We start from the raw sequence: 24,193 nt of genomic DNA on the forward strand, positions 1-24,193 counted from the left end.
GCAGCTATCAGGATCAATCCCTACATGGCATGAGGGAAATCCCCTATTAGGTAAGGTATTAAATGAATTTTTACGGGCACTACCCAGTAAAGGTTAAACGTTTTCTATCCCCTTTGAGGAATATCTTTCGTCCTATGTTTCAACTAGATTGATTAAACCATTCGTCATTTAAAAGTAAGGATTGAGAATGTCTGCTCGTACAGAAACATCAAATGATATAGCGAGCGAAAGCGCTAATGCTATTGACCTTGTCAATGAAGATAACTCAACCACCAAGCAACACACTCATATTGGACAAGCTATTTCTGGCAGTAACATAAACTGGGAGGCGCAATCGCCCATTAAGCTCATTGCGCATATCATCGATAATTTTCATGAAAAGCACAGAATGCAATTTCAACAATTGATCCAATTAACCAAAGCAGTGAAATTAAAAAATACTGATCATGCTGACTACCCTCATCATCTGGAATCTCATTTATCGCAAATGAAATATGAACTTGAAGAACATATGATGAAAGAAGAGGCCATTTTATTCCCAATGATCATGAAAGGTTATTATCCATCGGGTCCTATTAGTGTAATGGAAGCAGAGCACTTAGAGCACGAGAAGGCACTCGACAAATTAACCACACTCACCAATAAGTTTACTCCTCCGCACGATGCTGATGAAGACTGGCAGCGTCTTTATGCCAAAATACATGAGCTCTACAACGATTTAAACGAGCACATTCATTTAGAAAATAATATTCTTTTTATGCAAGGTTAAGGCAAAAGGGGCAGTAGACGCCCCTTTACATTGTTAGGCTAACGCTGATTGTTGTACTTTTGTGCATTGGTAATGTCGCAATTTGTGCTCTTTGCGTCGGCCATGACTAAATGACGACACTCTTTTTAAGTAGCCAATCACGCGTGTGCCATAATCAATATCTGTTGAACCACACTGTGAGCATGATTGCCTTGAGCGTTTGTCGATATACTCACAGTGATTACAAATCGTGATCCTCACATTAATGCAAAAATAATTGCACCCCGTTCGCGCTGCCACATTAAATAACTGCATATATTGCTCAGTGTCTAAATGCTCTTCTAAGTTCAAATGAAGTGCTGAGCCACCATCTAAAAACTCTGTCATCGATTTACCATGCAATATAAACTTATCAAGGTGATTTAGTGTTGTGTCTTCTACTAAATAGAAATAACTGTTGTAGCATTCTCTTGGCGTGAAGTAGCCATCTTCGCTATCCCATTTGGCATTTTTTATCCCTAAATTTTCAGCAGGAACAAACTCAGTGTTAAATAAAAAGCCGGTCTCTTTTGTTGCTAAGCGATTCTCTTTATAAATCACTTCTAACTGACTTTTCACCCATTCTTTATACGCATCATTAACCCCCACTTGAATACCTAAATACTCTGCGGCTTCAACCATGCCATTAATACCAATGGTTAAAAATTGCTTGTTAAAGGAAATAAACCCTGCGTCGTACACCGGTAGCATGCCCGCTTGCTGGTACTCTTCCATTAAGGTGCGATACGCGATTTGATAAGCATGTATTTTTCTTATTTCTGTTGCTAGGTCTCTGCCATCTTGCACCAATCGATTCATATTGAGTGTAATAACATTGATAGAGCCCGTCGAAACGCCCCCCGCGCCTAAACTATACGAAAAACTATGATCGCTAATTTCATTACGAAGTCGACAGCATGAGGCTAATGAATCAGCATCGGTTGATTGATAAACAAAAAATGAGCCGCCTTGACTTAAGTTTTCGGCACACATCAATGCAAATTCTTTATCTTTAGGTTCATTGTCTTCTACTAGCATGGCAGCGGTGACAACAGGGAATGTTAAAACAGCTTTGTTTCGCTCTTGGTTAAACCAATTTAAAAACATGTTTTGCAGTGCCTTTAAAGACGACCAATCGGGAGCCGTCATATCAGGAAACACAAAATGACCAAACATAGCCTCAAAGTATGCACTATCGTACAACGAGATATTCCAAAATACGCTTTGATAACCTCGTGCAGCAGCGGGTTGATTTAAAGCGTACACGACGTGCTGTAAGTGATTTTCTATCTGTTTATAGTGAGTAACTAAATAATCATCGCCGTAATCCTTACGCGCAAAGTAATCAAAATACATTAAAAATTCGACCGTCGCGACAGCCCCTGCAAACTGCGCGCTAATTGCAAAAACAAGATTCACAAAACTGCCGCAGAACGATTCTAAATGCTTAGGTGCCTTAGACTCTCCCCCTAATTTGGTTAGCCCATCCAATAAAAATGGATACATGGTGATAGAAGTACAGTAAGGCTTTAAGCTCGTTTCATCATGCACATAAATTTCATGGTTCTCAATTTGTCGAAGGTACTCTTTGCCCAATGACTCGCCGAAAAGCGCGGTTATTTTATTACTCACCTGAGTGCGATTAACGTGAATGAAAAAGTCTTTCATTATTTCTGATTCTAGCGTCGCTATATTTTTTAATGTCACATTTGCATTCGCATCCACTTTAGAACCATCGGCCGCATTCTTGGCCTGTGTATAGTTTTCGATGAAACGCATTTTTTCTTTTAATTGTTCACAATTCAGCATAGACATTTTTGTTATCCTTTTAAAAATAATGAGTTAAGTACCTTACCCGAAGCAATTTCAATAAATCGTTGATTAGTTAAATGGCTCGCCAGGCCACCTAATTCAGCGACATAACGGCCCGTTTTTACATAAGTCAGCTGTGCTTTTAATTGCTCCGACACATCCTCAAGCCCGGTATACAAACACGTTGCTAAGCCTTGCTGCGTTGCTAACTTTAAAAAATAAACTAAATCACCTTCCTGCCATTCTCCGCCAAAAAACACCACACAAGTTATCAAGTGCTTATAGCGCTCAAGTAACCCTAGAAAGCGTTGCGATGTTAACCGCTCACCATGCTTTGGATCCCATGTATCAACGCTATGACACCCAGGACAGCGCAAGGGGCACCCCGTGCACACAAAGCCTAACGCAATGTGTCCGGGGACTTCTTGAAAGCACACTTGGGGTTCTAATACATTAAACATAAACCACTACATGCTGTGTTTTAAATTTCAATATAATCAATATATAGTATCAACGCCGTTTTAAGCCAGTTTAAAACTTGATCTAGATCAAAGCAGCTTAGTTCTGCCAAAAGAACAAAATGGGTAGCCAATCAAAACCCCCTCCTGTCAAAAATAAAACGGAGCGCCACCCAGACACCTCTACCTACTTTGGAGGAGTTACCTTTACCCATCACTTTGCTAGAGTGCGAATAAATGAATTGTAAAGAGATGAAAATGACTGCGAAAATTGGAATTTTGACTGTTAGTGATCGCGCAAGCCGAGGCCAGTACGATGACTTATCGGGACCCGCTATCACCGATACATTAAATGACTATTTAAGTTCGCCATGGCAGGCATGCTATCGATTAGTCGAAGACGAGCAACATTTAATTGAAGCGGCATTATGCGAGCTTGCCGATCAAGAACAATGCGCTTTAATCATTACCACAGGTGGAACGGGTCCCGCCAAACGAGACATAACCCCCGAAGCCACAGAAGCGGTGTGTGACAAAATGATGCCAGGATTTGGTGAGTTAATGCGTACTGAAAGCTTAAAATACGTGCCAACGGCTATACTCTCTCGACAAACAGCGGGGATAAGAGACCGCTCATTAATTATTAACTTACCGGGCAAACCCAAAGCGATTCGTCAATGTCTTGATGCCGTATTTCCTGCGGTGCCTTATTGTATTGATTTACTTGAAGGGCCTTACTTAGAATGTGATGAATCTGTGGTTCAAGTATTTAGACCTAAGTCATAAATAAGGTTCGTCATAACGTTAAAACATCCCCTTAGTTAATAACGAAAAAAGCCAGCTTAAGCTTAATGCCAGTCAGTTAAGAGCTGACTGGCATTTTCTTTTGTAAGGATACTTATTTGGTTTCCTTCTTATCACCCTTGGATAATGCCTGTCTGGTAGCCTATCGGGTAAGATAAACAACCTAAGTGTTGTCAGTAACTCATCATAATGAACAGGTAACTTACTTGCACTATGTATTGGCGTAAACATGAAGAAAGCGATTACCTGCCGCATAGATTGGCTAAAGCTTAATTGAGTAGGCAAGATATCTTCTTCTTTAGTTGCATCAAGCATGATTATGCGTATTAAGTTGTAAGCGAGTAGTAATCCCCATAACTCTTGGCGTACCATGTCTGGCTTCTTACTACGTAATGTATGTTTGCTGTGATTCAATCCCTGCTTTATTTCTCTAAACGCCAGCTCAATTTCCCAGCGTTGTGTATAAACCTCTATTAATTCGTCATACGGAAATCGTAAAGGGTCAATAAGAGAACTCAGAACACGATAGCTTTTTCCATCAGCTTTATAAGTGGTTAATCTTGCCGTTATGGTATCTGGTAATGACTCAAACTTCTTTCTCGCCTGAAGGCTTGTAGACAAGGTAACAATCTTATCATTGTCACTGATACTGTGTTCAACTTGATACTGTAAATCCTTCCTTGCTGGCAACATCCAGTGAGAGTTTTTTCCTTGGCTTTGCCATTGATAAAGTAGCCCTAATGAGTAATAACCACGGTCAAACAAGGTCAGAGAGTTATCCGGTACGGCTGGTAATAGACGTTGAGCTAAGCTCATTTCGCCTACACAACGGGCATCAAAACTACTGTCTAACAATAAGTGGCTAGATACTTCCATTAAGCTACACATTCGAATTTGTGGATAGCTGACTTCTCCATGCTGATTACTGTCACTGCCAAACTTTTCTCGGTTTTCTTGATTATCATGAGTTCGGAAGCTAACGCCATCCACTGCAAGTAAATTAAGTCCACACCACTGCTCAAAAGGCTGGGTGGCAAACACTTTATGTGAAAGTAATTGAAATGTTTGTTGGACTGCTTCGTAACCCAACCTTTGGCGACCTTGCACGAGCGCACTCGGCGCTACTAATTTGTTTTTTCCAGGCAAGGATATGTCGAGTCTGTTAGCAATATCCCACACAGTTTCGTTTCGGAATAAACTCATACCAATTACAGACCACATAATAGCTTCTAGCGGTAACCGCCTTTTACGAACAGTGGCAACTCCCGCATGTTCAAATGCTTGTTCAAGAATATCAGGGTCAAGAACCTGCTTAAGTTTGTCGAGTGTATGTACATCATCTAAAAAGGAGGACATATCATCGAAGTGTTGAATTAGAGACATAAAAAAATCCGATACTATTTCTAATATCGGATTGTGAAGCTATGAAAAGATCAGTCAAGTGATCATAAAAATATGCTTAACTGATCTGCATTAAGCTTAAGCTGGCTTTTCTATCGTATTAAGATTTATTTGTGTGATACATCAATCAGTTCAACAGTCCCGTCTTCGCGTACTTCAGCAATTTGACCTCGCGGTTCATCCATAAAGAACAAAGTAACAAAGCCAATCATTGCCGTACCGGCGATAACATAAAAGAAAGTTGCATAATCGACGAACGATAACACAGTTAAAAATGTAACTGCCCCAACGTTACCATATGCCCCTGTCATCCCTGCAATTTGCCCTGTTAAGCGACGTTTAATTAATGGCACGACGGCAAACACAGCACCCTCACCTGATTGAACAAAGAAAGAACACGCCATGGCTGTTGCAACTGCTAACCATAATGGCCACTGCGAATTAACCATGCCCATTAACAGATAACCTGCGGCTAAACCGGCGGTTAAAATAAGTAACGTTGTACGGCGACCAAACTTATCTGAAATAAACCCACCTGCTGGGCGTGACATTAAGTTCATAAATGCATACGCACCGGCCACCATCCCTGCCATAACAGGGTCAAGCGAGAAGGTCTCAGCAAAAAACAGCGGCAGCATTGACACCACAGCAAGCTCAGAACCAAAATTTGTAAAATACAAAATATCCAGCACAGCTACTTGCTTAAAGCTATAGCGATGTAACTCAGGTACTTCTTGCTCAAATACCGTTTTATTTACGTTCCACACTTTTTTAACTTCAAACAAGTACAGCAGCACTAACCCACCATAAATAAGGTGTACCACATTTGCTTCAATCATCCCAACACCATTGGGTGAGAGTTTCCAAGCCAGTAATGCCATTGCTGCATACATAGGGATTTTCATGATTAGGAGTAAGAAAAAATCACCTTTAGAAGTGACTTCCATCGCCCCTAAATTTTTAGGACGAAAGTACGTCGAGCCTTTAGGTGTATTGGTTACATTAAAATAATAAATAAAACCATACACAAAGCTCATTACACCCGTAATACCAATTGCATAACGCCAACCATCATCGCCGCCAAAAATTAATGCCAACGTAGGCAGTGAAAAAGCCGCAGCAGCGGAACCAAAGTTACCCCAGCCACCATACACACCTTCTGCGGTGCCTAACTCGTGATGAGGGAACCATTCAGACACCATGCGGATACCAATAACAAAGCCTGCGCCGATAAACCCAAGTAAAAAACGAGCAATGGCAGCTTGCAAAAAGCTATCAGCAAAAGCAAACATTAAACAAGGTACTGCGCTGACAATCAGCAAACATGAATAGACTAACCTTGGCCCGTATTTATCGGTTAGCATGCCAATAATCACGCGGGCAGGAATGGTCAAAGCCACGTTCAAGATCAGTAGTGTTTTTACTTGCTCTGTACTTAATCCCAAGGTGGTTTTTACAGCCTGTAGTAACGGTGCAAAATTAAACCACACAAAAAAGGTGATAAAGAATGCAAGCCAACTAAGATGTAAGATTTTCATTTTTCCTTGAAAGGAAAAAAGGTTAAATTTTTCACTCGCCATTGTCGTCTCCAAACGGTTTTATTAATTTGATTCTGAGCCGACTTACTGAAAAAGAATTGATGTAAATCAAGGAATAAAGGTAACCGCCGTGCAGCCAAAAACACGTCTACCCCCTATGAATAGGCGCACTGTAAAGCAATGCCTTTGTTAACTGCGCTTACTACCTACTAAGGTGTATTAACACCCCCTATCACTCTATGAGGGAGATAAAAGGAGATATTGGAGGAATAACAATGAGGTTTTGGGATATCACACAGAAAAAAGCCTCCGAAGAGGCTCATAATTGCAGGGAACTGAAACTAATCTAGCTGCTAAAAAGCATGCTAAGCGGTTAAAACTTATGAGTGAGCATCAACCATACCTTATCGGTATCCGTGGCATAATCATCAGCGTTGTACATGGCATATTTAAACAGCACATTACAGTTGCTTGAAAGTGCATATGCAGCCGTTAAATCAAGCTCTTGGCCATAATCGATGCTGTGTGCATCACTATCAAAAAAGTGATAAGTCGCGCTCAGCTTTATATCTGCCAACTGCCCATTAACGCCAAAGTATAAATCAGCAAGTCCATTACCTGGGGTCGCTAAAAACTTATCTGCAAAACCTTGGAACTTATGCCCTGTTGCCAGTGGTGTACTAAAACCTATGTTGTTATCTGAGCCTAACAGCTCATAGCCAACTTTCCAGCCAAGCTTACTCACTTTGCCCTTTAGCTCCGCTAATATATAGTCAGCATCAAACGAATTGGGGTTATCGGCATAATCTTGCTGAGTTGCATAACTAACCGTATAACTCAATGAATCGGATAATTGGCCTGTTGCGCGTACACCCATTGTTTGTGTTGAGCTGGCTAAAGCAGCATCAAAGTCATAAAGATAGGCAAACACACTGACATTAAATTGCTTATTAACTTGGTATGCAGCATTGGCAAAGTGTAATTTACCGTGCAAATCGCTTTTATTGCTGTCTTCACCAAAAATACGATTCACATTAAACACATAGCTGTAGTCGAACTTTAATGACTCTGATGGTTTATAAACGACTCTGTAACCATCAAAAGTTTGTTCATTCTGGCGCCATGCGACACCCCCTACAAATCGTTGGTCATCAAGGTTGATACGTTGTCTACCCGCAACAACGTGCAACTCTTTATTCTTGAATTGTAAGCTTGCTTGATTAACCTCAGTACCTTTAGGGTCAGCAACAACGGGGTGATCCGTATGACCATTAACGGTACTGTTATAATTGTCATTACCAATCTCGGTAACATTATCAAACTCGAGAAGTGCTGAAACGCCTTTGAGTGTCGCCGTTGTATAATTAATACGCGTGAGTAATGTTGATGCATGTGCTTGTTCAGCGATCCCCGATTGATCGACATTTTCATATCGATAACGCAACATGCCATGCACTTCACCATTCGCCAACATGTTATGAATGCCATTATCTTCAGTTGCACTCACTTGCGTACTCAAAGCAAATGTAACTAACGCTGTTAGAACTGAGAGCTGTGTTTTCATATCACTACCTTGCTATGTTTTTAAGTTATGCACAGATTACGGCTATGCATAACTATGAAAATTGATTTAAATCAATTTTTTCATAGCGTTACCTAATATGACTCACTGCACCTCCAAAGAGGTATAACAACACTGCCCTATTTAATGTAGGCTTATAGACGCGTTCTAAAGAAGGAAAATTGCATGTTATTAGAGAGTGCCAACACCCTGCGTTATTGCCGTCATATTCTGCTTCCTCAGGTTCAAGAAGAAGGGCAAGAAGCCATTATGGCAAGCCACGTACTCGTTGTCGGAGCTGGAGGACTGGGTAGTGCAGTACTCCCTTACCTTGTTGCGGCAGGTGTCGGAAAAATTACTTTATTTGATCATGACACAGTGGATATAACTAACCTACAACGACAAATATTACACACCGAAAACAGTGTGGGTCAGTTAAAAGTTGAATCAGCTAAACAGCAATTAACAGCACTCAATAGCCAAGTAGAGATGACAACCTATGCTTCTGAGTTTACGACACACCATGAGCCAGAGTTAATCAGCGCTGATGCTGTCGTTGACTGCAGTGATAATCTCGCAACACGCTTACTGCTTAATCGCCTGTGTTGGACACATAAAACGCCCCTAATTTCAGGTTCTGCAATTCGTATGGAAGGGCAACTCATTCACTTTCCAATGCGTGACGGCGATCCCTGTTATGCCTGCGTTGCTCGGCTATTTAAAGAACCCTCATTAAGCTGTATGGAAGCTGGGGTCCTTGCCCCAGTAGTTGGCACTTTAGGTTCATTGCAAGCCACAGAGGCGCTTAAAAGCCTGCTATCTATGCCCCCTAAAACAGTGTCAATGCTGTTATATGATGCAGAGCACCTGACATTTAAAGAGTTTATTATTCCAAAACAACCCCACTGCGAGGTGTGTGCAGAGCGTTAAAGTTACATTGCTAACCTTAACGCTCTGCACACGGAAACATCGCGATCACTTTGCTTCCTGCGGCTTCCTTTTGATTCACTCTATGTTGCTTTGGTAGGACAGACGCGAGTTGATACTGCACCGTTTTTGTCACTTGCAAACAGGCCGCTAGCGAAGGTTTGCCCACGCCATTGTTTATTTTCTGAAGCTGCTTGGTCATATCAAAATGATAAAATGTATGAATAGATAACTTTTCGAGGCTTAACTTCGCACAGTTAAGCCCACAGCCATCAAAAACAATAATCGCAGGAGAAGATGCTAACTTTTGCCAATGCATAGCAGAACCTGCTGTTAATGCCGCAATGGAGACTTTTTCAACTTTCCCCTGCATAATTAAACTTTGTGATAAGTCTTCAGCCAGCTCTGCACCATAACTACAGCCAGAGCACGTTAACAATATTGGTAAAGATTGCTCCTTCATGCTTTCCACTCTTTTTACTGATACGTAAATATCAGCTTAGTAAGCGTACAAAAATTCAGCTTGATCTACATCAAGAGGAATGAAGTCCACACTAATTCAAAAGAGGTAGCTACTTTACCTAAACAACCATATTGACGTATAGAAACGTTAGCCTGCGCGGCCATCTGCTCTTGGTTGTGTTAACACCGGAAAATACACCAAGCAGAATAAACCATAAGCCATACACCATGTAATCACAGATAAAGAAATAAAATACAGGCTCAATTGTGAATTTATCAACACACCAAATACGCGTAATAAGGCCGCAATTAATACCGCACCAAATGCAAAAATAATGGCGTGCTTAACCACTAATTTTCTTCCAGTGTGGCCTAAGCTAACACGCGCCATCATGCTTAAAATCATATTGCCCATAGCCCCCACAGTCAGTGCATGGAAAGCGGTCGAAATTGACAATAAATCAGTGAAATAAGACATCCCCATTAATATAATTCCCACAGGAATAAACCAATAAGCCAAATGCAAACTCCACAGCAGTGGAACCGCTAAGGTTTTAAAGAACGGCCATCGCGCCGCACGAAGACAATGAAATACAGCACATATAATTAGCATGCCGCCAATGAGCTCATTGCTCAGGTAATAAACTGCACCAGTAAAAAACAACACAAAAATAAACCAGGTACTGCCAAGCGCTGCAATCTCTAACCAAGGTTTACCGTCGACCTTCTTTGTCGCAGTTGCATTTGCAGTGAAAAAGGGAATTACACGCCCGCCTAATACACTCATTAATAACGTAATTAGCCAAATAGCAGACATATAACCATGCTGATACAACTCAGGCATCCCCAGTGTCACGCCTAAGTGCATTAATAAATTGGCAGCACTGAGCAATAAAATAATCGGCACAAAAAAGAGGTTTCGCATTTGCCCTTTGACAATGATTGGTTTTGCTAACCAATAACCCGCTAAGGGCAAAAACACCATATCAATACCAAATACTAACCAGTGCGGCAAAGCGGGCACCACCATGGCAACTCGCGCGATTAACCATGCAAGAGTTAACAGCAGCAGCTTTCGACCATGAATAGAGCGTAAACCTGTCCAGTTTTGTACCGCGGTTAATAAAAAGCCGATAACAATAGCGCACACAAAACCAAACAGCATTTCATGGCTATGCCAAAACAAAGCCCCTCCATAAGGAGAAAAAGACCAGTGACCATTGAGTACTAATCCCCACACAACCAAAGCAATACAGCTAAATAAGCCCCCACACAAAAACAGCGGACGAAATGCGAGCTGAAATAAGGCAACGTCACTTTTGGTTTGTTGTTCATCGGATATTTGCATCATAAACTATCATCTTCTAAAAAATTATAACTCGCAGCTTCATTCAATCTTCGTTGATAGCGCTCAGCACGCACCGCGAAATACATCAGCATCATACAGACAGCTAACACCGCGTAAAGCAACATAAAAGAGGCACTGTAAAAGCCAAATAAATCAACCACCGCACCAAACATTATCGGTAATGTGAATCCTCCCAAGGCCCCAATGGCAGCAATAAAACCGCCTACCTTGCCCATTTCTAACGGGTAGTTTTCATGGATAACTTTAAACACACTGGCACGCCCAAAACCTTGCGCTAAGCCAATCACAAATAATAAGCCGGTAAACACCCACACATTCACCGACACAGATAAATTCACATCTTGCTTAATACCATGAATGGTCATTGTTGTGGGCGGGTAGCTTAAGAAAAACAAACACACTAAACACACCCAAAATACGCTCCAGTTAACACTACGACCGCCATACTTATCGGCAAACCACCCACCAAGAGCCCGTATCACCGACGACGTTGCAACAAAAAACAATGTAAAGGCCATCGCTTGTTTAATTGATAATTGATAGGCCTGCATATAGTAATATGGCAGCCAAAGCAGTAAGGCCAAAAAAGAACCAAACACAAAATAATAATAGAGTCCTAATCGCCAAACTTGCGTATTTTTCAGTAACAGTGTCCAAGTTTGCGGTTTACTATTAATAACATGAGCGTTATCTGGCTGGCTGGGGGCAAACACACCATACAGTACAGCAACAAATAACAAGCCAAACGCATACACAGGCCCAACCCACTGCCAACCATAGCGCTCCATTAACCAAGGCGCTAACACGAGTGTAATAGCGGCACCGGCATTACCCACACCAAAAATCCCCATCGCGGTTCCTTGTTGACTGCGTTGATAAAAATCACACACATAACGGATACCAAGGGTAAATGAGCTACCACTGAGACCAATCCATAAACCGAGAAAAAGTAGTTGAGAATAGCTTGTCGTTATATACAAGCATGCAAGGGCGGGCACACACACTAACATTTGCACGACAAAGAGCACTTTTGCCGAATAGCGGTCAGCCAATTCGCCAGCGGGGATCCGAGACAATGCACCTGTGAACATCGGGGCTGCAAGTAAGCCACCTAACTCAGTGACCGTTAATTGCCATTGCGATGATAAAGGCAATACTATCGCCGCATACAATGTCCATACGGAAAAGTTAGCCGCAAAAGCTAAGGTAGCAAATAATAACGCACGTTTAGCGCGAGACTCTGACATGCGATGCTCCAATTAAAAACGGTCGATGAACACGTCATCTATAAATCATTGACCCATTCTACCTAAAGCACGCGCTTTTTATGAGGCTCTACCCACAATGCCACAACTTAAAAATATCAACAGACAAAAACGACGAACAAAATAAAAAGTACATAAAAATCAAAATATTAAAAACAACAGCAATTACCCCAAAAGAGGTAGTTAAGCTTATTTGATAATAAACAGACCTGAAAAACTGACCGTTTATTGATCTGTACAGGTTGAATACTCCCCCCGTTTTCTTGCACTATTTTGATATTATTTCAAAGCTAACTACACATTATGCAAAGCACTCAGGTTGATGCAGGATTTCATACCTCACGCGGAATAAAAGAAATCAACGAAGATTGCGCAGGTCTTTTTATTCCAAAAGATGAGTACCTCAGCAATATTAAAGGTGCCGCATTTTGTGTTGCCGACGGTGTCAGCTCAGCAGAAGCAGGTAAAGAAGCGAGCGAAACAGCCGTTGAACGCTTTCTTAGTGAGTACTTTAAAACCCCCGATACATGGTCTGTTAGTCGCAGTGGCGAACAAGTATTATCGGCAATCAATTTACGTCTTTTTCGCAAAAGCCATGCATTTTCACAAGAAAATAAAGGCTACTTATCAACCTTAAGCTGCCTGATTTTAAAAGGAAATCATGGTCATATTTTTCATGTGGGTGATAGTCGAATTTATCGCTTTAGAAATGGAAACTTAAAGCAACTCACAGCCGATCACACCACCAATTTAGGGCAAGGAAAATCGTTTTTATCGCGTGCCATTGGCATGGATAACAACTTACACATTGATTACAGCAGCAATGAATTACAACAAGGTGACATTTACTTATTAAGCTCTGACGGGGTGCATGATTTTCTCCCGACCGATATCTTAATAGATAACTTATTGAGTTATCAGCCAGCCTCTAAAATAGCAGAGCAACTGTGTATAGAATCCAAAAAGCATGGCAGTGATGACAATATCAGTTGTGTCGTTTTAAAAATAAAAGAACTGGCATATCAAAATGAAGCTGAATATAGCGCTGAGCTCACAAAATTGCCTTTTCCACCGCCGCTTAAAGCAGGTATGAAATTAGATGGTTATCTTGTCATTGAAGAGCTGTTTGCCTCATCACGTAGTCAACTTTATTTAGTGGAAGATGAGCTTACAAAAAAGCGTTACGCAATGAAAACGCCTTCAGCCAACTTTGACGACGACACACATTACATCGACCGCTTTATTAAAGAGCAATGGATTGGCAGCCGAATTGACTCCCCTTATGTGGTAAAAATTTATCAACATTCACGGCCAAGAAGTGCCCTGTATTATTTAATGGAATGGCTCGATGGCACCAGCCTCGACAACTGGTTAGCAGAGCATCAACCTCTAAAACCTAAACGAGCAATCGCCATCGTTAAACACATTGCAGCGGCCTTAAATGCTTTTCATAGTAATGATGCGATTCACCAAGATCTCAAACCCGGCAATGTGATGGTATTAGAAAATGATGAAATCAAACTGGTTGATTTTGGTTCCGTGTTTGTTGCTGGAGTTGCGGAGCTTTATCAGCCAATAGAACATCAAGGGGCACTTGGCACGGCCAGCTATTCAGACCCTAATTATTTGCTGGGCAAAAATGCTGCCGTGCAAGGTGATGTGTATAGCCTCGCGACTATTTGCTATGAATTATTTACTCACCACTTACCCTATGGCGAAAAAGTTGAGCAATGCACAAGCATGGCAGACTACGACAAACTACGTTATCACAGTGCCATTAAACATAACCCCATTATTCCAATTTGGTTTGATAAAGCACTGCAAAAAGGGGTTAGTTTTGATTTAACAGAGCGCTATCAAACCGTGGATGCACTCATGCATGACTTAACCGTCCCTAATCCTGAATTTTTAAAACCGGATCCTGAACCGAAGGAAGCCAGCAGTTTATTATTTTGGAAAATGGTAAGTGGTTTTTGGTTTATCACACTGGCTCTCATATTGTATTTATTTAGCCAGCACTAAGACTGGCAATGCATACCCGCAATGTGATGCCAAAAGCCATTAATATGTTCATCCGGTCGCTTAGAGTCGGTGCCCAAAGCAAACGACTCAATCCATTGTAAGTCGTCCATATCGTGCATACTTAGCCGCGCGATATCCGCACTGCTATTAAGTGCATGGCGGTCTTCGCACAAGTTATACACTTGCCCAGACATTGTTTGAATGCCATTTAAGGTAAACACCTTTTTACCGTCTTGGCTGTGGGTCATTAATCCCGAAGGGTGCTTTTGACAAATGAGCTCACATTGATCTTTAGCTAAGTCATAATGGCGAGCCGTGAAGCATCGCGCACTGTAAGCTAAAGGCAACAAGCCATAACTAAACACTTCAAATTGCATCGGTAAATCTGTCAAACCCGCGTATTCGTGTTTTAAAGCCACCAGCCAATCTCTCGACAATTCAACAGGCATAACCCAGCGCACAGCTCCCATTTGAGCAAACTTTGCTAGCGTATAACCGTTATAAACATTAATTGCGGGGCCAATCACAAATGGTAATCCCAAGCTATGTAATTGCTGCACGGCGGCAAGATCATTCGCCTCTATTAAATACGCGCTTTGACGACACACACGTTTTAACTCTTGAAGTTGAGCCCCCGACTCCAACAAGGCTAAGCTAGACAGCACCACTTCTTTTCCTGCTTGCTCTAGCATTTTAGCCCACTCAAGGTAATCATTTAGGCGACTTAAACGTCGCTTTCCACAGACGGTTTCGCCTAAATAAACAATATCGGCTGTCGACTGCGCTACCCGCTCATAAAATTGTTCGAGCAACTCCTTTTGCCACAAAAACAACATGGGCCCTACCGCAACTTTCAACTGTGTCATTGTTACTCCTATTTCCACTTGCGATGATACGCACCTAAGGTGGTTTGCTGCCCCTCAGATAAACTGTCCAGCGTCGTTTGCCAATGCGTTTCAACACTGAAGTCAGTCGCATTTTGCTTTGCATGGTCAATAGCCTGTCGCCAAACGCGTGTAACTTGCTCAACATAGGCAGGGCTACGCTGTCGGCCTTCAATTTTAACGGCCGCAATATTCATGGCTAATAACTCAGGTAACAGAGAAAGTGTATTTAAGCTCGTTGGCTCTTCTAAGGCATGGTAGGTTTCGTTATTAACAACAAAACGCCCTTTACATAACGTTGGATAACCGGCTTGCTCATCGTCAGTGAACTGATCAATCAATACATCATTCAAGCGTGATTGCATTCGAGCGCCCTGTTGTTGCCAACGAACAAACTTGGCCGGTGAACAGGCACCTGTTGTATTAGGTGATTCGCCTGTTAAATATGAAGATAAATAACAACGCCCTTCGGCCATAATACATAAACTACCAAAGGCAAAAAGCTCAAGTTCGATGTCGGTGGTGGTTGCCAATTGCCTGACCTGTTGCAAACTTAATACCCTAGGCAATACCACTCGCTTCACACCAAACTGCTTATAAAAATCAATTGCGAGTGCATTTGTCACCGATGCCTGCACACTGACATGCATTTCTTGGTGCGGATAATTATTCGCAATAAAATCAAGCGCAGCAATATCAGCAACAATCAGGGCATCTACCCCCACTGCAATCGCTTCATCAATGGCATGCTTCCATCTTGTAAAATGATTGGGGTGAGCAAAGGTGTTAATAGCAACATGCAATTTTCTTTTATGCTGCTGACAATAGTCTGCCGCTTCAACGAGTTGCCGCTCATTCAAGTTAAGGCCCGCAAAGTGACGCGCATTGGTATCATTGTTTAAGCCAACGTAAACCGCATCAGCGCCTTGCGCAATTGACCTTTTTAACGAGGGTAAGTTTCCTGCTGGGCAAAGTAACTCCATACCCACTCCTGATTATTTAAACTAAGAAATAAATTATCAATAATGGTAAGCCAGCAAACCTAATAAGGTAATCTACTAATATGATTAGTCTCACTGATATTATGAAGCATAAAACTCCGCCATTTTTTACCCCGAAATGGCTAACTGCTATTACTCATCTCACGCCAACCGCAGGCATAAGTTGGCTGATAGAACAGCGAATAAACCTCATTTTTAAAACACAGATCAACGACGGTGAGCTCGACTTTTTAATTGATAAACAGTTATGCATTGACGTCGATAACCTGCCACTCAGCTTGCTTATTTCACTCAATGCAACCTCTAAACGGTTAACTATTTTCTCTATAAAACCGTGGTTACTCCCTAAAGAACACCTCAAATACGACGGAAAGTTAACGGGGAGTAGTGATACATTTTTAAGTTTGATGAGTGGAAAATACGACCCTGATACACTTTTTTTCTCACGTAAATTAGCAATCCAAGGCGACACAGAACTGTGCCTAACTGTTAAAAACTGGCTCGATACGCAAGACCCACAAGCAAGCTTGCCAGACTGGTTATTTAATCAGTTAACAGAGTACGTAGAGTCATTACAATAAAAAGAAGGCAGCGAGTAGCTGCCTTCTGTTTACATTTAGGAGAGTTGTGCACAGAGCACACTAACGGCCATTAATCAGTTTAATATCGACCACTTACTTTGTGCCATTATTGCCGTGCAATTTTTTATGCTGACTTAACTACCGACCATTTCTACAAGGTTATCTTCTCTGTCGAGGACAACATACAACGCCGTGTTTTTACCACTTTGTACGTCTTTAATCATCGCCTTCATGCTACTTTCAATCAGGCTGACCTCTGTATTAGCACCAATACTGGTGACAAATAATAAATCCCATGCTTGGTTTATGTTATCTGCTTCGTGACAAAGCGCCGTATAGTCAGTTAACTCACTAGGCAGTTTATCAACACACATAACAGGCTCAATCACCCCTTTATTGACATCGTTAACTGAACTTTCAACATTTGCTTTTGTAAATAACAACAGTAGCTTAACGGGTTCAGCTTGATGGCGAGCCATGGATAATAATTCTTGAAACTTACTCATATTCTTTTCCTGCAACAATAGAAAAAGAGCCAAAAACCGAAGTTGATGGCTCTGGACAAGTGGAGATCGTTATGGATTATAAAATTCGCCGTCTTTTCTTAAGTAGAACCACCAATTAATAATCAAACATAGCGCATAAAATACCGCGAAACCAATCAGTGCTACCTCAGGTGTTGTCGCTTTAATTTGCTGACCAAATACCATTGGAATATAAAATGCACCGTATGCAGCCACTGCCGAAGTCCAACCTAATACAGGGCCTGCTTGTTCTTTAGGAAACACCATCGCAATCGTTCTAAAGGTTGAGCCATTACCAATCCCTGTTGCTCCAAATAGCACTAAGAATAAGATGAAAAATGGCATAAAGAACTCTTCAGGTGTAGGCGACTGATAAGCCTCTTTCATGTAATAGGCCGCACCTAATGACGAGGTAATCATTACCACAGAACACACTTGTGTTACTAACGCACCACCCCATTTATCAGCAATCCACCCACCTAGTGGACGAATTAATGCCCCAATAAATGGTGCCATCCACGCATACATGAGCGCACTTGGGCCATTTGGGTTTAAGGTACTATGGGTCATCACACCATCAACCATAATGTGTTGAAAACCAAAAATAACTTTGATTGCTAACGGAAATGCTGCCGCAAAACCAATAAATGAACCAAACGTCATGGTGTAAATCGTGCTCATTACCCAGGTATGTTTATTATTAAAGATTTGATATTGCTTAGTGAGGCTTTTACCAATCGCCCCCGGTATCATCTTCAGTAAAAATACGGTAATAGCAACAACCAGCACCAGTACCAACTCTTTCGGTACCCCAAAGCCAGAACCATTTGCTGATTCAGGAAGCATCAGCCACAGACCAGCCGCCGCAGTGGCAAGACCAATCGTTAGCATCACAGAAATCATTGCAAATGCACTCAGAGGGCTGCCTAAGTTTGGTGACACTTCTGGCGTGCGAATGTTATTCATACCAAACCATGTTGCAAAGAACAGCGGTATTAAGAACAGTAGCCATAAAAAGCCACCGTTTTGCAGCCAAGTTTCAGAACCGGCTGGAATTTTACCAATCAAACTTCCCGACGTGCTCACCAACGTAATTGGGTCGCCGCCCAATGCACCAAACACCCCATATGTCATAAACAATGGAATCAAAATCTGCATCGTTGTCACACCAAAGTTACCTAACCCTGCATTGAGACCCAGCGCTAAACCTTGTTGTTTTTTTGGAAAGAAAAAGCTGATATTTGACATTGAAGAAGCAAAGTTACCCCCACCAATACCCGACAACAAAGCAAGTAACTGATATTGCCACAATGGTGTCGTTGGGTCTTGTAATGCCAAACCGGTAAATAGAGCCGGAATTATGAGTAGCGATGTAGTGAAGAACAGCGTGTTTCTGCCACCACAAAAGCGAATGAAGAAACTACTGGGAATACGTAATGTAGCACCAGAAAGTCCAGCTATCGCCGTCAGCGTAAATAGCTCATCTGCGCTAAAACTAAACCCTGCATTCATCATCTGAACGGTCAAGATTCCCCAGTAAAGCCAAACAGCGAAGCCACAAAGTAAACTTGGGATCGAAATCCATAAATTCCTTTGCGCAATTTTTTTACCTTGGGAATTCCAGAAAGCTTCATTTTCCGGTTCCCACTTGTCTAGTTCAGCCATATGCTGCTCCATTTCGTTCTAATTGAACTTACTATGCGCACATAAAATCAACTCAACAATTCACATTGATGGGTAAGCCACACACAGCATAAACAGCAAACAACTACCACTTAGTGGGTATATTTAAGCGTAAGTAATTGTTTATCATTAAATAATATAAGAAAGCTTAAGGTTATTAGGAGTAATAGGGAGGCTTTTTGGTGAATACTTTATTGATCCACGTTAAGATATTTTTAAACCGCCAGTCTTTCAGGCTAAAGCCAACAAAGAGTTAAAGTATGAATGCACTAACCAGCTCAATTTTATTAGTTGATGACCACCCATTGCTACGCAAAGGCCTACAACAGTTAATCGATTTAGAAGACGAACTTGTCGTCATCGGTGAGGCAGCAACAGGCAAAGAAGGGCTACAGTTAGCTATAGAGCATGATCCCGATCTCATTATTCTTGACCTTAATATGCAAGGAATGGATGGCTTAGAAACCCTTAAAGCCATGCGTGCCAGTGATGTTACATCGCGTATTATTATGCTAACGGTTTCTGATAACGATGAAGACGTGCTCACTGCAATCAGCTATGGCGCAGATGGTTACTTACTAAAAGACATGGATCCTGAAGAAATTCTCGAAAAAATAAAACAAGCGGCACTGGGTAAAATGGTGCTGAGTGAAAAGCTCACAGGGGTACTCGCCCAAGCTATCCGCAAACCTGATGTATCGCAAAAAGCGAACATCCTCAATTCACTCACTAGCCGTGAATTTGAAATCCTCAAGTTAATTGCGAAAGGGTTATCAAACAAGTTAATCGCACGAGAATTAGATATTTCTGATGGCACCGTTAAAGTGCATGTAAAACACCTGCTGAAAAAGCTAAACCTGCGCTCACGTGTTGAAGCTGCCGTGTGGATAATCAATCAGCAAAAAGGGGCTTAATAATGAATCAGTTTTCGAGTGAGCAGCCCCTGCTCTCTTTTCAACACGCTAGCGAAGCACTTTTATCAGACACGCCGTTATTAGTTAAAACAGAGACACTGCCTTTATCGGCTGCTCATCGTCGTATTCTTGCTGCACCGATTATCGCCGACATTAATGTGCCTAACGCAGATAACTCAGGAATGGATGGTTTTGCATTTCGTTTTAGTGACTTAAATGAACACACACATTTAAATATTATTGGCACTGCCTATGCCGGGCATCCATTCAACGGCGAATGGCAATCAGGTTGCTGCATACGCATCATGACAGGCGCACATATTCCGGCTGGTTTTGATACGGTGATAATGCAAGAACATGTCACGGTCTCCACTGAACAAACAATCACTTTAAACACTAAGCCTTGCTTTGCACAAAATGTACGTAAACAAGGTGAAGATATCAGTATCGGCAGCCAATTATTTGCATCAGGGCAACGCTTAACAGCCACAGATATCGGTATGCTTGCCTCGCTTGGTATTGCCTCTGTTAGCGTTTATAAGCCACTTAAAGTGGGGGTTATTTCTACGGGCGATGAACTTTTTGAACCCGGCACGCCACTTTCACAAGGTGGAATTTACGATACTAACCGTTACACGATTCAGGCTATTTTAACTAATTTAGGCTTTGCGGTGCAGGATTTTGGCATCATTGCTGACGACCCTGACGCGCTAAAGTTGGCTTTTGAAGAAGCACTTTCAAATACCGATGTCATTATTACCTCGGGTGGTGTGTCGGTCGGTGATGCTGATCACACAAAAACAGTGCTCACAGAGCTTGGTCAAATGCAGTTTTGGAAAGTAGCAATAAAGCCAGGTAAACCATTCGCATACGGTCATTTTAAGCATTTAACACAAGACGGCCACAACAAGCGATTTATGGGATTACCAGGCAACCCGGTTTCAAGTGTTGTGACATTGCATCAACTCGCGATACCTGCGCTTCGTAAAATGGCTGGTGAAACAGTGCGTACACAGCCTCCCCTTCAGTTACCTTTAGCGTGTGATATTAGTAAAAAACAAGGTCGCGCTGAATTTATTCGTGCTTCATTAGTTGTCGATAACACAGGAACCTATATTGAGCCTTTAAAAGGACAAGGTTCTGGCATGCTCAGTACTTTTGCAAAAAGCCAAGGTTATTTATTGCTTGATGCTGAAAAAACTCAGTGGCAAAGTGGCGACTTAGTGCCCTTTATTCCTTTTGATTGTGCATTAAATTAGAAGCAAAGCAGTCAAATGCAAACACGTAAACCTGACCGCGTCACCGCCATGCAGCAATTAATCGAGCAGGTAAAAGTAGAGCTTCCCTTATACGAACCTGATACCTTTTTTTGTGGCACCGATAACTCGTGTATCGGCTGCCCTAAAAAGCTAATGGAGTTGGTTGATACCGAACTATGCTACTGGGAACACCAGCTGCAAATAGGCACAATCCCTAATTTTGACGATATTTCTCGATTCGCGAAGCTCTGCAAAAATGTAAAACGCGGTTTAGTAAGAAATAACTTAGTCGATAGTTAACCGTGTAATGCGTCCGCTTTACCTATTAAAAACCACGTTTCATCTAATTTAGGCTGTAGTTGATTAAATGATAAGCGCGTGATCCACACATGCAATGATGCGGGTTTATGCACACCGTCTTGTTCGCTGTTAGCGAGCCTTACTTTCACCAACATACCTTGCTCTTTTCCCATATTAACGGGGTAAAACGCCGTGATCCGCACTTTTAATTGGTTCACAAAACTACTCTCTGGTAGTGCTATTTTTGATAAACCCAGACGATTTGCTTTCAGTATTAATGGCTGCAAACGCCCTATTTGATGCTCTGAATTATACGCAGCAAAGCAGCGCTGCCCGCCAACGTGATACTCCGTTAAGCCCAGCGCAGGAAAGTGAGCATGAACCTGTCCGTAAAACATAGAGGTAAATTGACTTCCCTGTATGTTCTCACTCGATTGGCTCTCTAGTAACTGCTGCTGATAACGCTCAACACCTTCATCCACAGGGAACATTTGCCACTGTGTACTATTGTTTATCGTATGCTGCAATAAGCAGCTATCAGCTAAAGCTAATACATCATCCAGTTGGTGGCATGCTAACAAAGCAGCACCTTGCACTTTACAAAGGTAGTCTTTTATAACCCCTATACAGGCTTGCTTATTAAGTTGATCGAGACCGGTAAGCACTTCATCTAATAATAATAAAGGCGCTCCTTTTATCATCGCAAGCAAAAGCGCAACGCGCTGGCGCTGTCCACCACTTAATTGGTGAGCCCGATACACTAGTTTGTCGGTCAGCCCTAAGGGGTCTATTGCCCAACTTATATCAAATGGCTGCGCTTGTTGCTTAGCAACCAACTTTAATAAAGCGGCAATGCTTAGGTGGTCAAATAACAAAGGAGACTGTGTTACGTAAGCGATGCGGCGCTTATGTGCTGGCATACCTAACTGCTGCTGCCCTGTTACTTTTAACCCGCCAGAAGCAGGAGCAACACCCGCAATTGCATTAAACAAACTGCTTTTACCTGTACCACTTGGGGCTAATAACACCGTTATTTGCAAGGTCTTAAGCTGACAATCAAGTTGCTGAGTAACAGGCTCTGAACAATTAAGTTCAATATGCGCAACCACAGGCTTAGACGTACACTGTGGGTCTGAAATACCCATGCTGCTGTCGCTATTTAATGCCATCATCTGTTTAAACCTATTCAAAGCAAGCTGGTTGGTGTACTTACATGCTGCGTTTGCCTTTGCCACCATTGACATGCAAACACAACGGCAAATGAGAACACGAGCATCAGCCCTGCAAGCATATTTGCAGCCTGAAGATTAAAACTCTCAACATGATCAAATAACGCCAGTGACACAACTTGAGTTTCTCCTGGAATATTACCGCCAATCATTAAAATAACACCAAACTCCCCCACCGTATGGGCAAAGCTTAAAGTCGCAGCGGTATAAATAGCCGGTTTAATCATGGGGAGTACTAACCATAAAAACTGCTTCCATGGCTTAAAGCCCAATAAGGCAGCACTGCTGTATAAGTTATCTGGCAATTGTTCAAATGCACTTTGTAAGGGCCGAAAAGTAAAAGGTAAGCTGTAGATCATCGACGCCACTAAAATCCCCGAAAAGCTAAAGACTAACTGTATACCCAAGGTATTTTGCAGCCATAAACCGATACCTTGTTGCGGCGAAAATAACACTAAAAAGTAATACCCTAATACCGTAGGAGGCAAAACTAAAGGCAAGGTAATTAAGGTTTCGAGGAAGGGTTTTATGGCCCGTTTACTTCGCGCAAGCCAATATGCGCAGGGAATCGTTATTACTAACAACGCCAGCGTACTTAACGCAGCAAGTTTTAACGTAATAAAGATGGCTTGCAAGTCTCCCTCGCTCATAGTATTACCTATAGCCCATTGATTTTATTAACTGTTGTGCCTGTTCAGTTTGAACAAAATGATAAAACTGACGCGCAAACACTGAGTCTTTTACTAATAAAACATGCTGCTCAATTGGCTGATACCACTCACTGGGAATGGCGATAGCCGTGCCATTATGTGGTTGTTGCAGTAGGCTTTTTGCAATTAAGCCTAACTCTGCATTTTGGCTTTCAACATATTGAAAAGCATGCAAAATAGATCCCCCCGTTACTGTTTTTTTCGGCTTGGTTTGTAAGTGAGCCAATACCTCAACCGCAGCCTGTCCATAAGGTGCATAACGTGGATTCGCAATAGCTAAAGTAATATGGGGCAAACGTGTCATAACGCCTTCCAAACTGTCATAGCCCTCGGACGAATAAAACACCAATTCGCCAAGCGCATACACTGTGCTTTCAATGCCAAAACCATCGGTTTTTAGTTGTGTAGGTAATATTGCATCGGCTGAAAAAAATACGTCATAAGGGGCTCCATAACGAAGCTGTGTTGCGAGTGTGCCTGACGAGCCAGTCACCACTTTAACCTGTATATCGGTTTTAACCTGTGCTTTAAATACTGGCAGCAACTGATCCATTACAGCGACAAAGTTAGCCGAGCAAGCAATCGTTAGCGAAGAGGATGTGTCTTTATCATTAGCGCTTGCAGGCGAAACACAGCACAATAAAACCAGCACAGTCGCTATCGTGTATGTGGTTAGTTTATTTGTTAGCCACTGCATTGTTT

At 42.0% G+C, this 24,193-nt stretch carries 23 protein-coding genes; 8 read left to right on the top strand and 15 right to left on the bottom strand.

Going from position 1 to position 24,193, the window contains the following annotated elements; all coding sequences use genetic code 11:
- Positions 1 to 187: 187 nt before the first annotated feature.
- Positions 188 to 769: a hemerythrin domain-containing protein gene (locus H3302_RS13350; RefSeq protein ID WP_182395499.1), complete on the top strand. Its 582-nt coding sequence runs from the start codon at positions 188 to 190 to the stop codon at positions 767 to 769.
- Positions 770 to 802: 33 nt separating this feature from the next.
- On the opposite strand, the gene nrdD is transcribed toward H3302_RS13350, so the two are convergent.
- Positions 803 to 2,602 carry an anaerobic ribonucleoside-triphosphate reductase gene (gene nrdD / locus H3302_RS13355; protein WP_182395501.1) on the bottom strand — a complete coding sequence of 600 codons (1,800 nt, stop codon included), beginning with the start codon at positions 2,600 to 2,602 and terminating at the stop codon, positions 803 to 805.
- A 5-nt stretch (positions 2,603 to 2,607) separates the two neighbouring features.
- Complete coding sequence (gene nrdG, locus H3302_RS13360; protein ID WP_065978358.1) at positions 2,608 to 3,060, bottom strand: anaerobic ribonucleoside-triphosphate reductase activating protein; 453 nt, start codon at positions 3,058 to 3,060, stop codon at positions 2,608 to 2,610.
- 255 nt (positions 3,061 to 3,315) lie between these two features.
- Here nrdG and mog point away from each other — a divergent pair, with 255 nt between their 5' ends.
- Positions 3,316 to 3,843 carry a molybdopterin adenylyltransferase gene (gene mog / locus H3302_RS13365; RefSeq protein WP_036973017.1) on the top strand — a complete coding sequence of 176 codons (528 nt, stop codon included), beginning with the start codon at positions 3,316 to 3,318 and terminating at the stop codon, positions 3,841 to 3,843.
- Positions 3,844 to 3,915: 72 nt separating this feature from the next.
- On the opposite strand, the gene H3302_RS13370 is transcribed toward mog, so the two are convergent.
- The 3 genes from H3302_RS13370 to H3302_RS13380 all read right to left on the bottom strand — a co-directional run bounded on the left by H3302_RS13370 (position 3,916) and on the right by H3302_RS13380 (position 8,364).
- Positions 3,916 to 5,244: an IS4 family transposase gene (locus tag H3302_RS13370; protein ID WP_036973019.1), complete on the bottom strand. Its 1,329-nt coding sequence runs from the start codon at positions 5,242 to 5,244 to the stop codon at positions 3,916 to 3,918.
- Positions 5,245 to 5,369: 125 nt separating this feature from the next.
- Positions 5,370 to 6,842, bottom strand: a complete 1,473-nt coding sequence (locus H3302_RS13375; RefSeq protein WP_065978357.1) for a NarK family nitrate/nitrite MFS transporter — start codon at positions 6,840 to 6,842, stop codon at positions 5,370 to 5,372.
- Between the two features lie 331 nt (positions 6,843 to 7,173).
- Positions 7,174 to 8,364: an alginate export family protein gene (locus H3302_RS13380; RefSeq protein WP_075593995.1), complete on the bottom strand. Its 1,191-nt coding sequence runs from the start codon at positions 8,362 to 8,364 to the stop codon at positions 7,174 to 7,176.
- A gap of 183 nt (positions 8,365 to 8,547) precedes the next feature.
- Between H3302_RS13380 and H3302_RS13385 the strand changes: the two genes are divergently transcribed.
- Entirely contained in the window at positions 8,548 to 9,291 is a 744-nt protein-coding gene (locus H3302_RS13385; RefSeq protein ID WP_182395503.1) for a molybdopterin-synthase adenylyltransferase MoeB, read from the top strand.
- Between the two features lie 16 nt (positions 9,292 to 9,307).
- On the opposite strand, the gene H3302_RS13390 is transcribed toward H3302_RS13385, so the two are convergent.
- From H3302_RS13390 to H3302_RS13400, 3 genes are all read right to left on the bottom strand, one after another.
- Entirely contained in the window at positions 9,308 to 9,751 is a 444-nt protein-coding gene (locus H3302_RS13390; RefSeq protein ID WP_182395505.1) for a putative zinc-binding protein, read from the bottom strand.
- A 147-nt stretch (positions 9,752 to 9,898) separates the two neighbouring features.
- Positions 9,899 to 11,101: an NnrS family protein gene (locus H3302_RS13395; protein ID WP_196857407.1), complete on the bottom strand. Its 1,203-nt coding sequence runs from the start codon at positions 11,099 to 11,101 to the stop codon at positions 9,899 to 9,901.
- A complete protein-coding gene (locus H3302_RS13400; protein ID WP_065978355.1) occupies positions 11,098 to 12,366 on the bottom strand; it encodes a nitrate/nitrite transporter in 1,269 nt (422 codons plus the stop codon). The genes H3302_RS13395 and H3302_RS13400 overlap by 4 nt, the downstream gene beginning before the upstream one ends.
- Before the next feature lie 321 nt (positions 12,367 to 12,687).
- Between H3302_RS13400 and H3302_RS13405 the strand changes: the two genes are divergently transcribed.
- On the top strand, positions 12,688 to 14,406 hold the full coding sequence (locus H3302_RS13405; protein WP_182395507.1) for a bifunctional protein-serine/threonine kinase/phosphatase: 1,719 nt from the start codon (positions 12,688 to 12,690) through the stop codon (positions 14,404 to 14,406).
- Here the strand turns inward: H3302_RS13405 and H3302_RS13410 are convergent.
- Together H3302_RS13410 and H3302_RS13415 are read right to left on the bottom strand one after the other, a co-directional pair.
- Positions 14,403 to 15,272, bottom strand: a complete 870-nt coding sequence (locus H3302_RS13410) for a U32 family peptidase (RefSeq protein WP_036973032.1) — start codon at positions 15,270 to 15,272, stop codon at positions 14,403 to 14,405. The genes H3302_RS13405 and H3302_RS13410 overlap by 4 nt on opposite strands.
- 8 nt (positions 15,273 to 15,280) lie before the next feature.
- Positions 15,281 to 16,273 carry a peptidase U32 family protein gene (locus H3302_RS13415; RefSeq protein ID WP_182395510.1) on the bottom strand — a complete coding sequence of 331 codons (993 nt, stop codon included), beginning with the start codon at positions 16,271 to 16,273 and terminating at the stop codon, positions 15,281 to 15,283.
- 101 nt (positions 16,274 to 16,374) lie between these two features.
- On the opposite strand from H3302_RS13415, the gene H3302_RS13420 reads away from it, so the two are divergent.
- Entirely contained in the window at positions 16,375 to 16,872 is a 498-nt protein-coding gene (locus tag H3302_RS13420) for an SCP2 domain-containing protein (protein ID WP_217195067.1), read from the top strand.
- A gap of 134 nt (positions 16,873 to 17,006) precedes the next feature.
- On the opposite strand, the gene H3302_RS13425 is transcribed toward H3302_RS13420, so the two are convergent.
- Entirely contained in the window at positions 17,007 to 17,378 is a 372-nt protein-coding gene (locus H3302_RS13425) for a hypothetical protein (protein ID WP_036973038.1), read from the bottom strand.
- Between the two features lie 69 nt (positions 17,379 to 17,447).
- Complete coding sequence (locus tag H3302_RS13430; RefSeq protein WP_036973039.1) at positions 17,448 to 19,061, bottom strand: antiporter; 1,614 nt, start codon at positions 19,059 to 19,061, stop codon at positions 17,448 to 17,450.
- A 278-nt stretch (positions 19,062 to 19,339) separates the two neighbouring features.
- Between H3302_RS13430 and narL the strand changes: the two genes are divergently transcribed.
- From narL to H3302_RS13445, 3 genes are read left to right on the top strand one after another with little or no spacing between them, the layout of a single operon-like run.
- Positions 19,340 to 19,993, top strand: a complete 654-nt coding sequence (gene narL, locus H3302_RS13435) for a two-component system response regulator NarL (RefSeq protein WP_036973040.1) — start codon at positions 19,340 to 19,342, stop codon at positions 19,991 to 19,993.
- Between the two features lie 2 nt (positions 19,994 to 19,995).
- The gene (gene glp / locus H3302_RS13440; protein WP_118844638.1) at positions 19,996 to 21,252 is read left to right on the top strand and encodes a gephyrin-like molybdotransferase Glp; all 1,257 of its coding nucleotides are present in this window, start codon (positions 19,996 to 19,998) and stop codon (positions 21,250 to 21,252) included.
- 15 nt (positions 21,253 to 21,267) lie between these two features.
- Entirely contained in the window at positions 21,268 to 21,552 is a 285-nt protein-coding gene (locus H3302_RS13445) for a hypothetical protein (RefSeq protein ID WP_036973042.1), read from the top strand.
- On the opposite strand, the gene H3302_RS13450 is transcribed toward H3302_RS13445, so the two are convergent.
- Genes H3302_RS13450 through modA form a run of 3 tightly spaced genes read right to left on the bottom strand, consistent with a single transcriptional unit; the run spans position 21,549 to position 24,188 of the window.
- Positions 21,549 to 22,724 (bottom strand): ATP-binding cassette domain-containing protein, encoded by a 1,176-nt coding sequence (locus H3302_RS13450; protein ID WP_180311120.1) that lies wholly within the window; start codon positions 22,722 to 22,724, stop codon positions 21,549 to 21,551. The genes H3302_RS13445 and H3302_RS13450 overlap by 4 nt on opposite strands.
- A 14-nt stretch (positions 22,725 to 22,738) precedes the next feature.
- Positions 22,739 to 23,431, bottom strand: coding sequence for a molybdate ABC transporter permease subunit (gene modB, locus H3302_RS13455; RefSeq protein ID WP_118844640.1), 693 nt, complete (start codon positions 23,429 to 23,431; stop codon positions 22,739 to 22,741).
- A gap of 4 nt (positions 23,432 to 23,435) precedes the next feature.
- Complete coding sequence (modA, locus tag H3302_RS13460) at positions 23,436 to 24,188, bottom strand: molybdate ABC transporter substrate-binding protein (protein ID WP_075593990.1); 753 nt, start codon at positions 24,186 to 24,188, stop codon at positions 23,436 to 23,438.
- Positions 24,189 to 24,193: the final 5 nt, after the last annotated feature.

The sequence above is a fragment of the Pseudoalteromonas sp. MT33b genome (genome assembly GCF_014117385.1).
Lineage (GTDB): Bacteria > Pseudomonadota > Gammaproteobacteria > Enterobacterales > Alteromonadaceae > Pseudoalteromonas > Pseudoalteromonas lipolytica.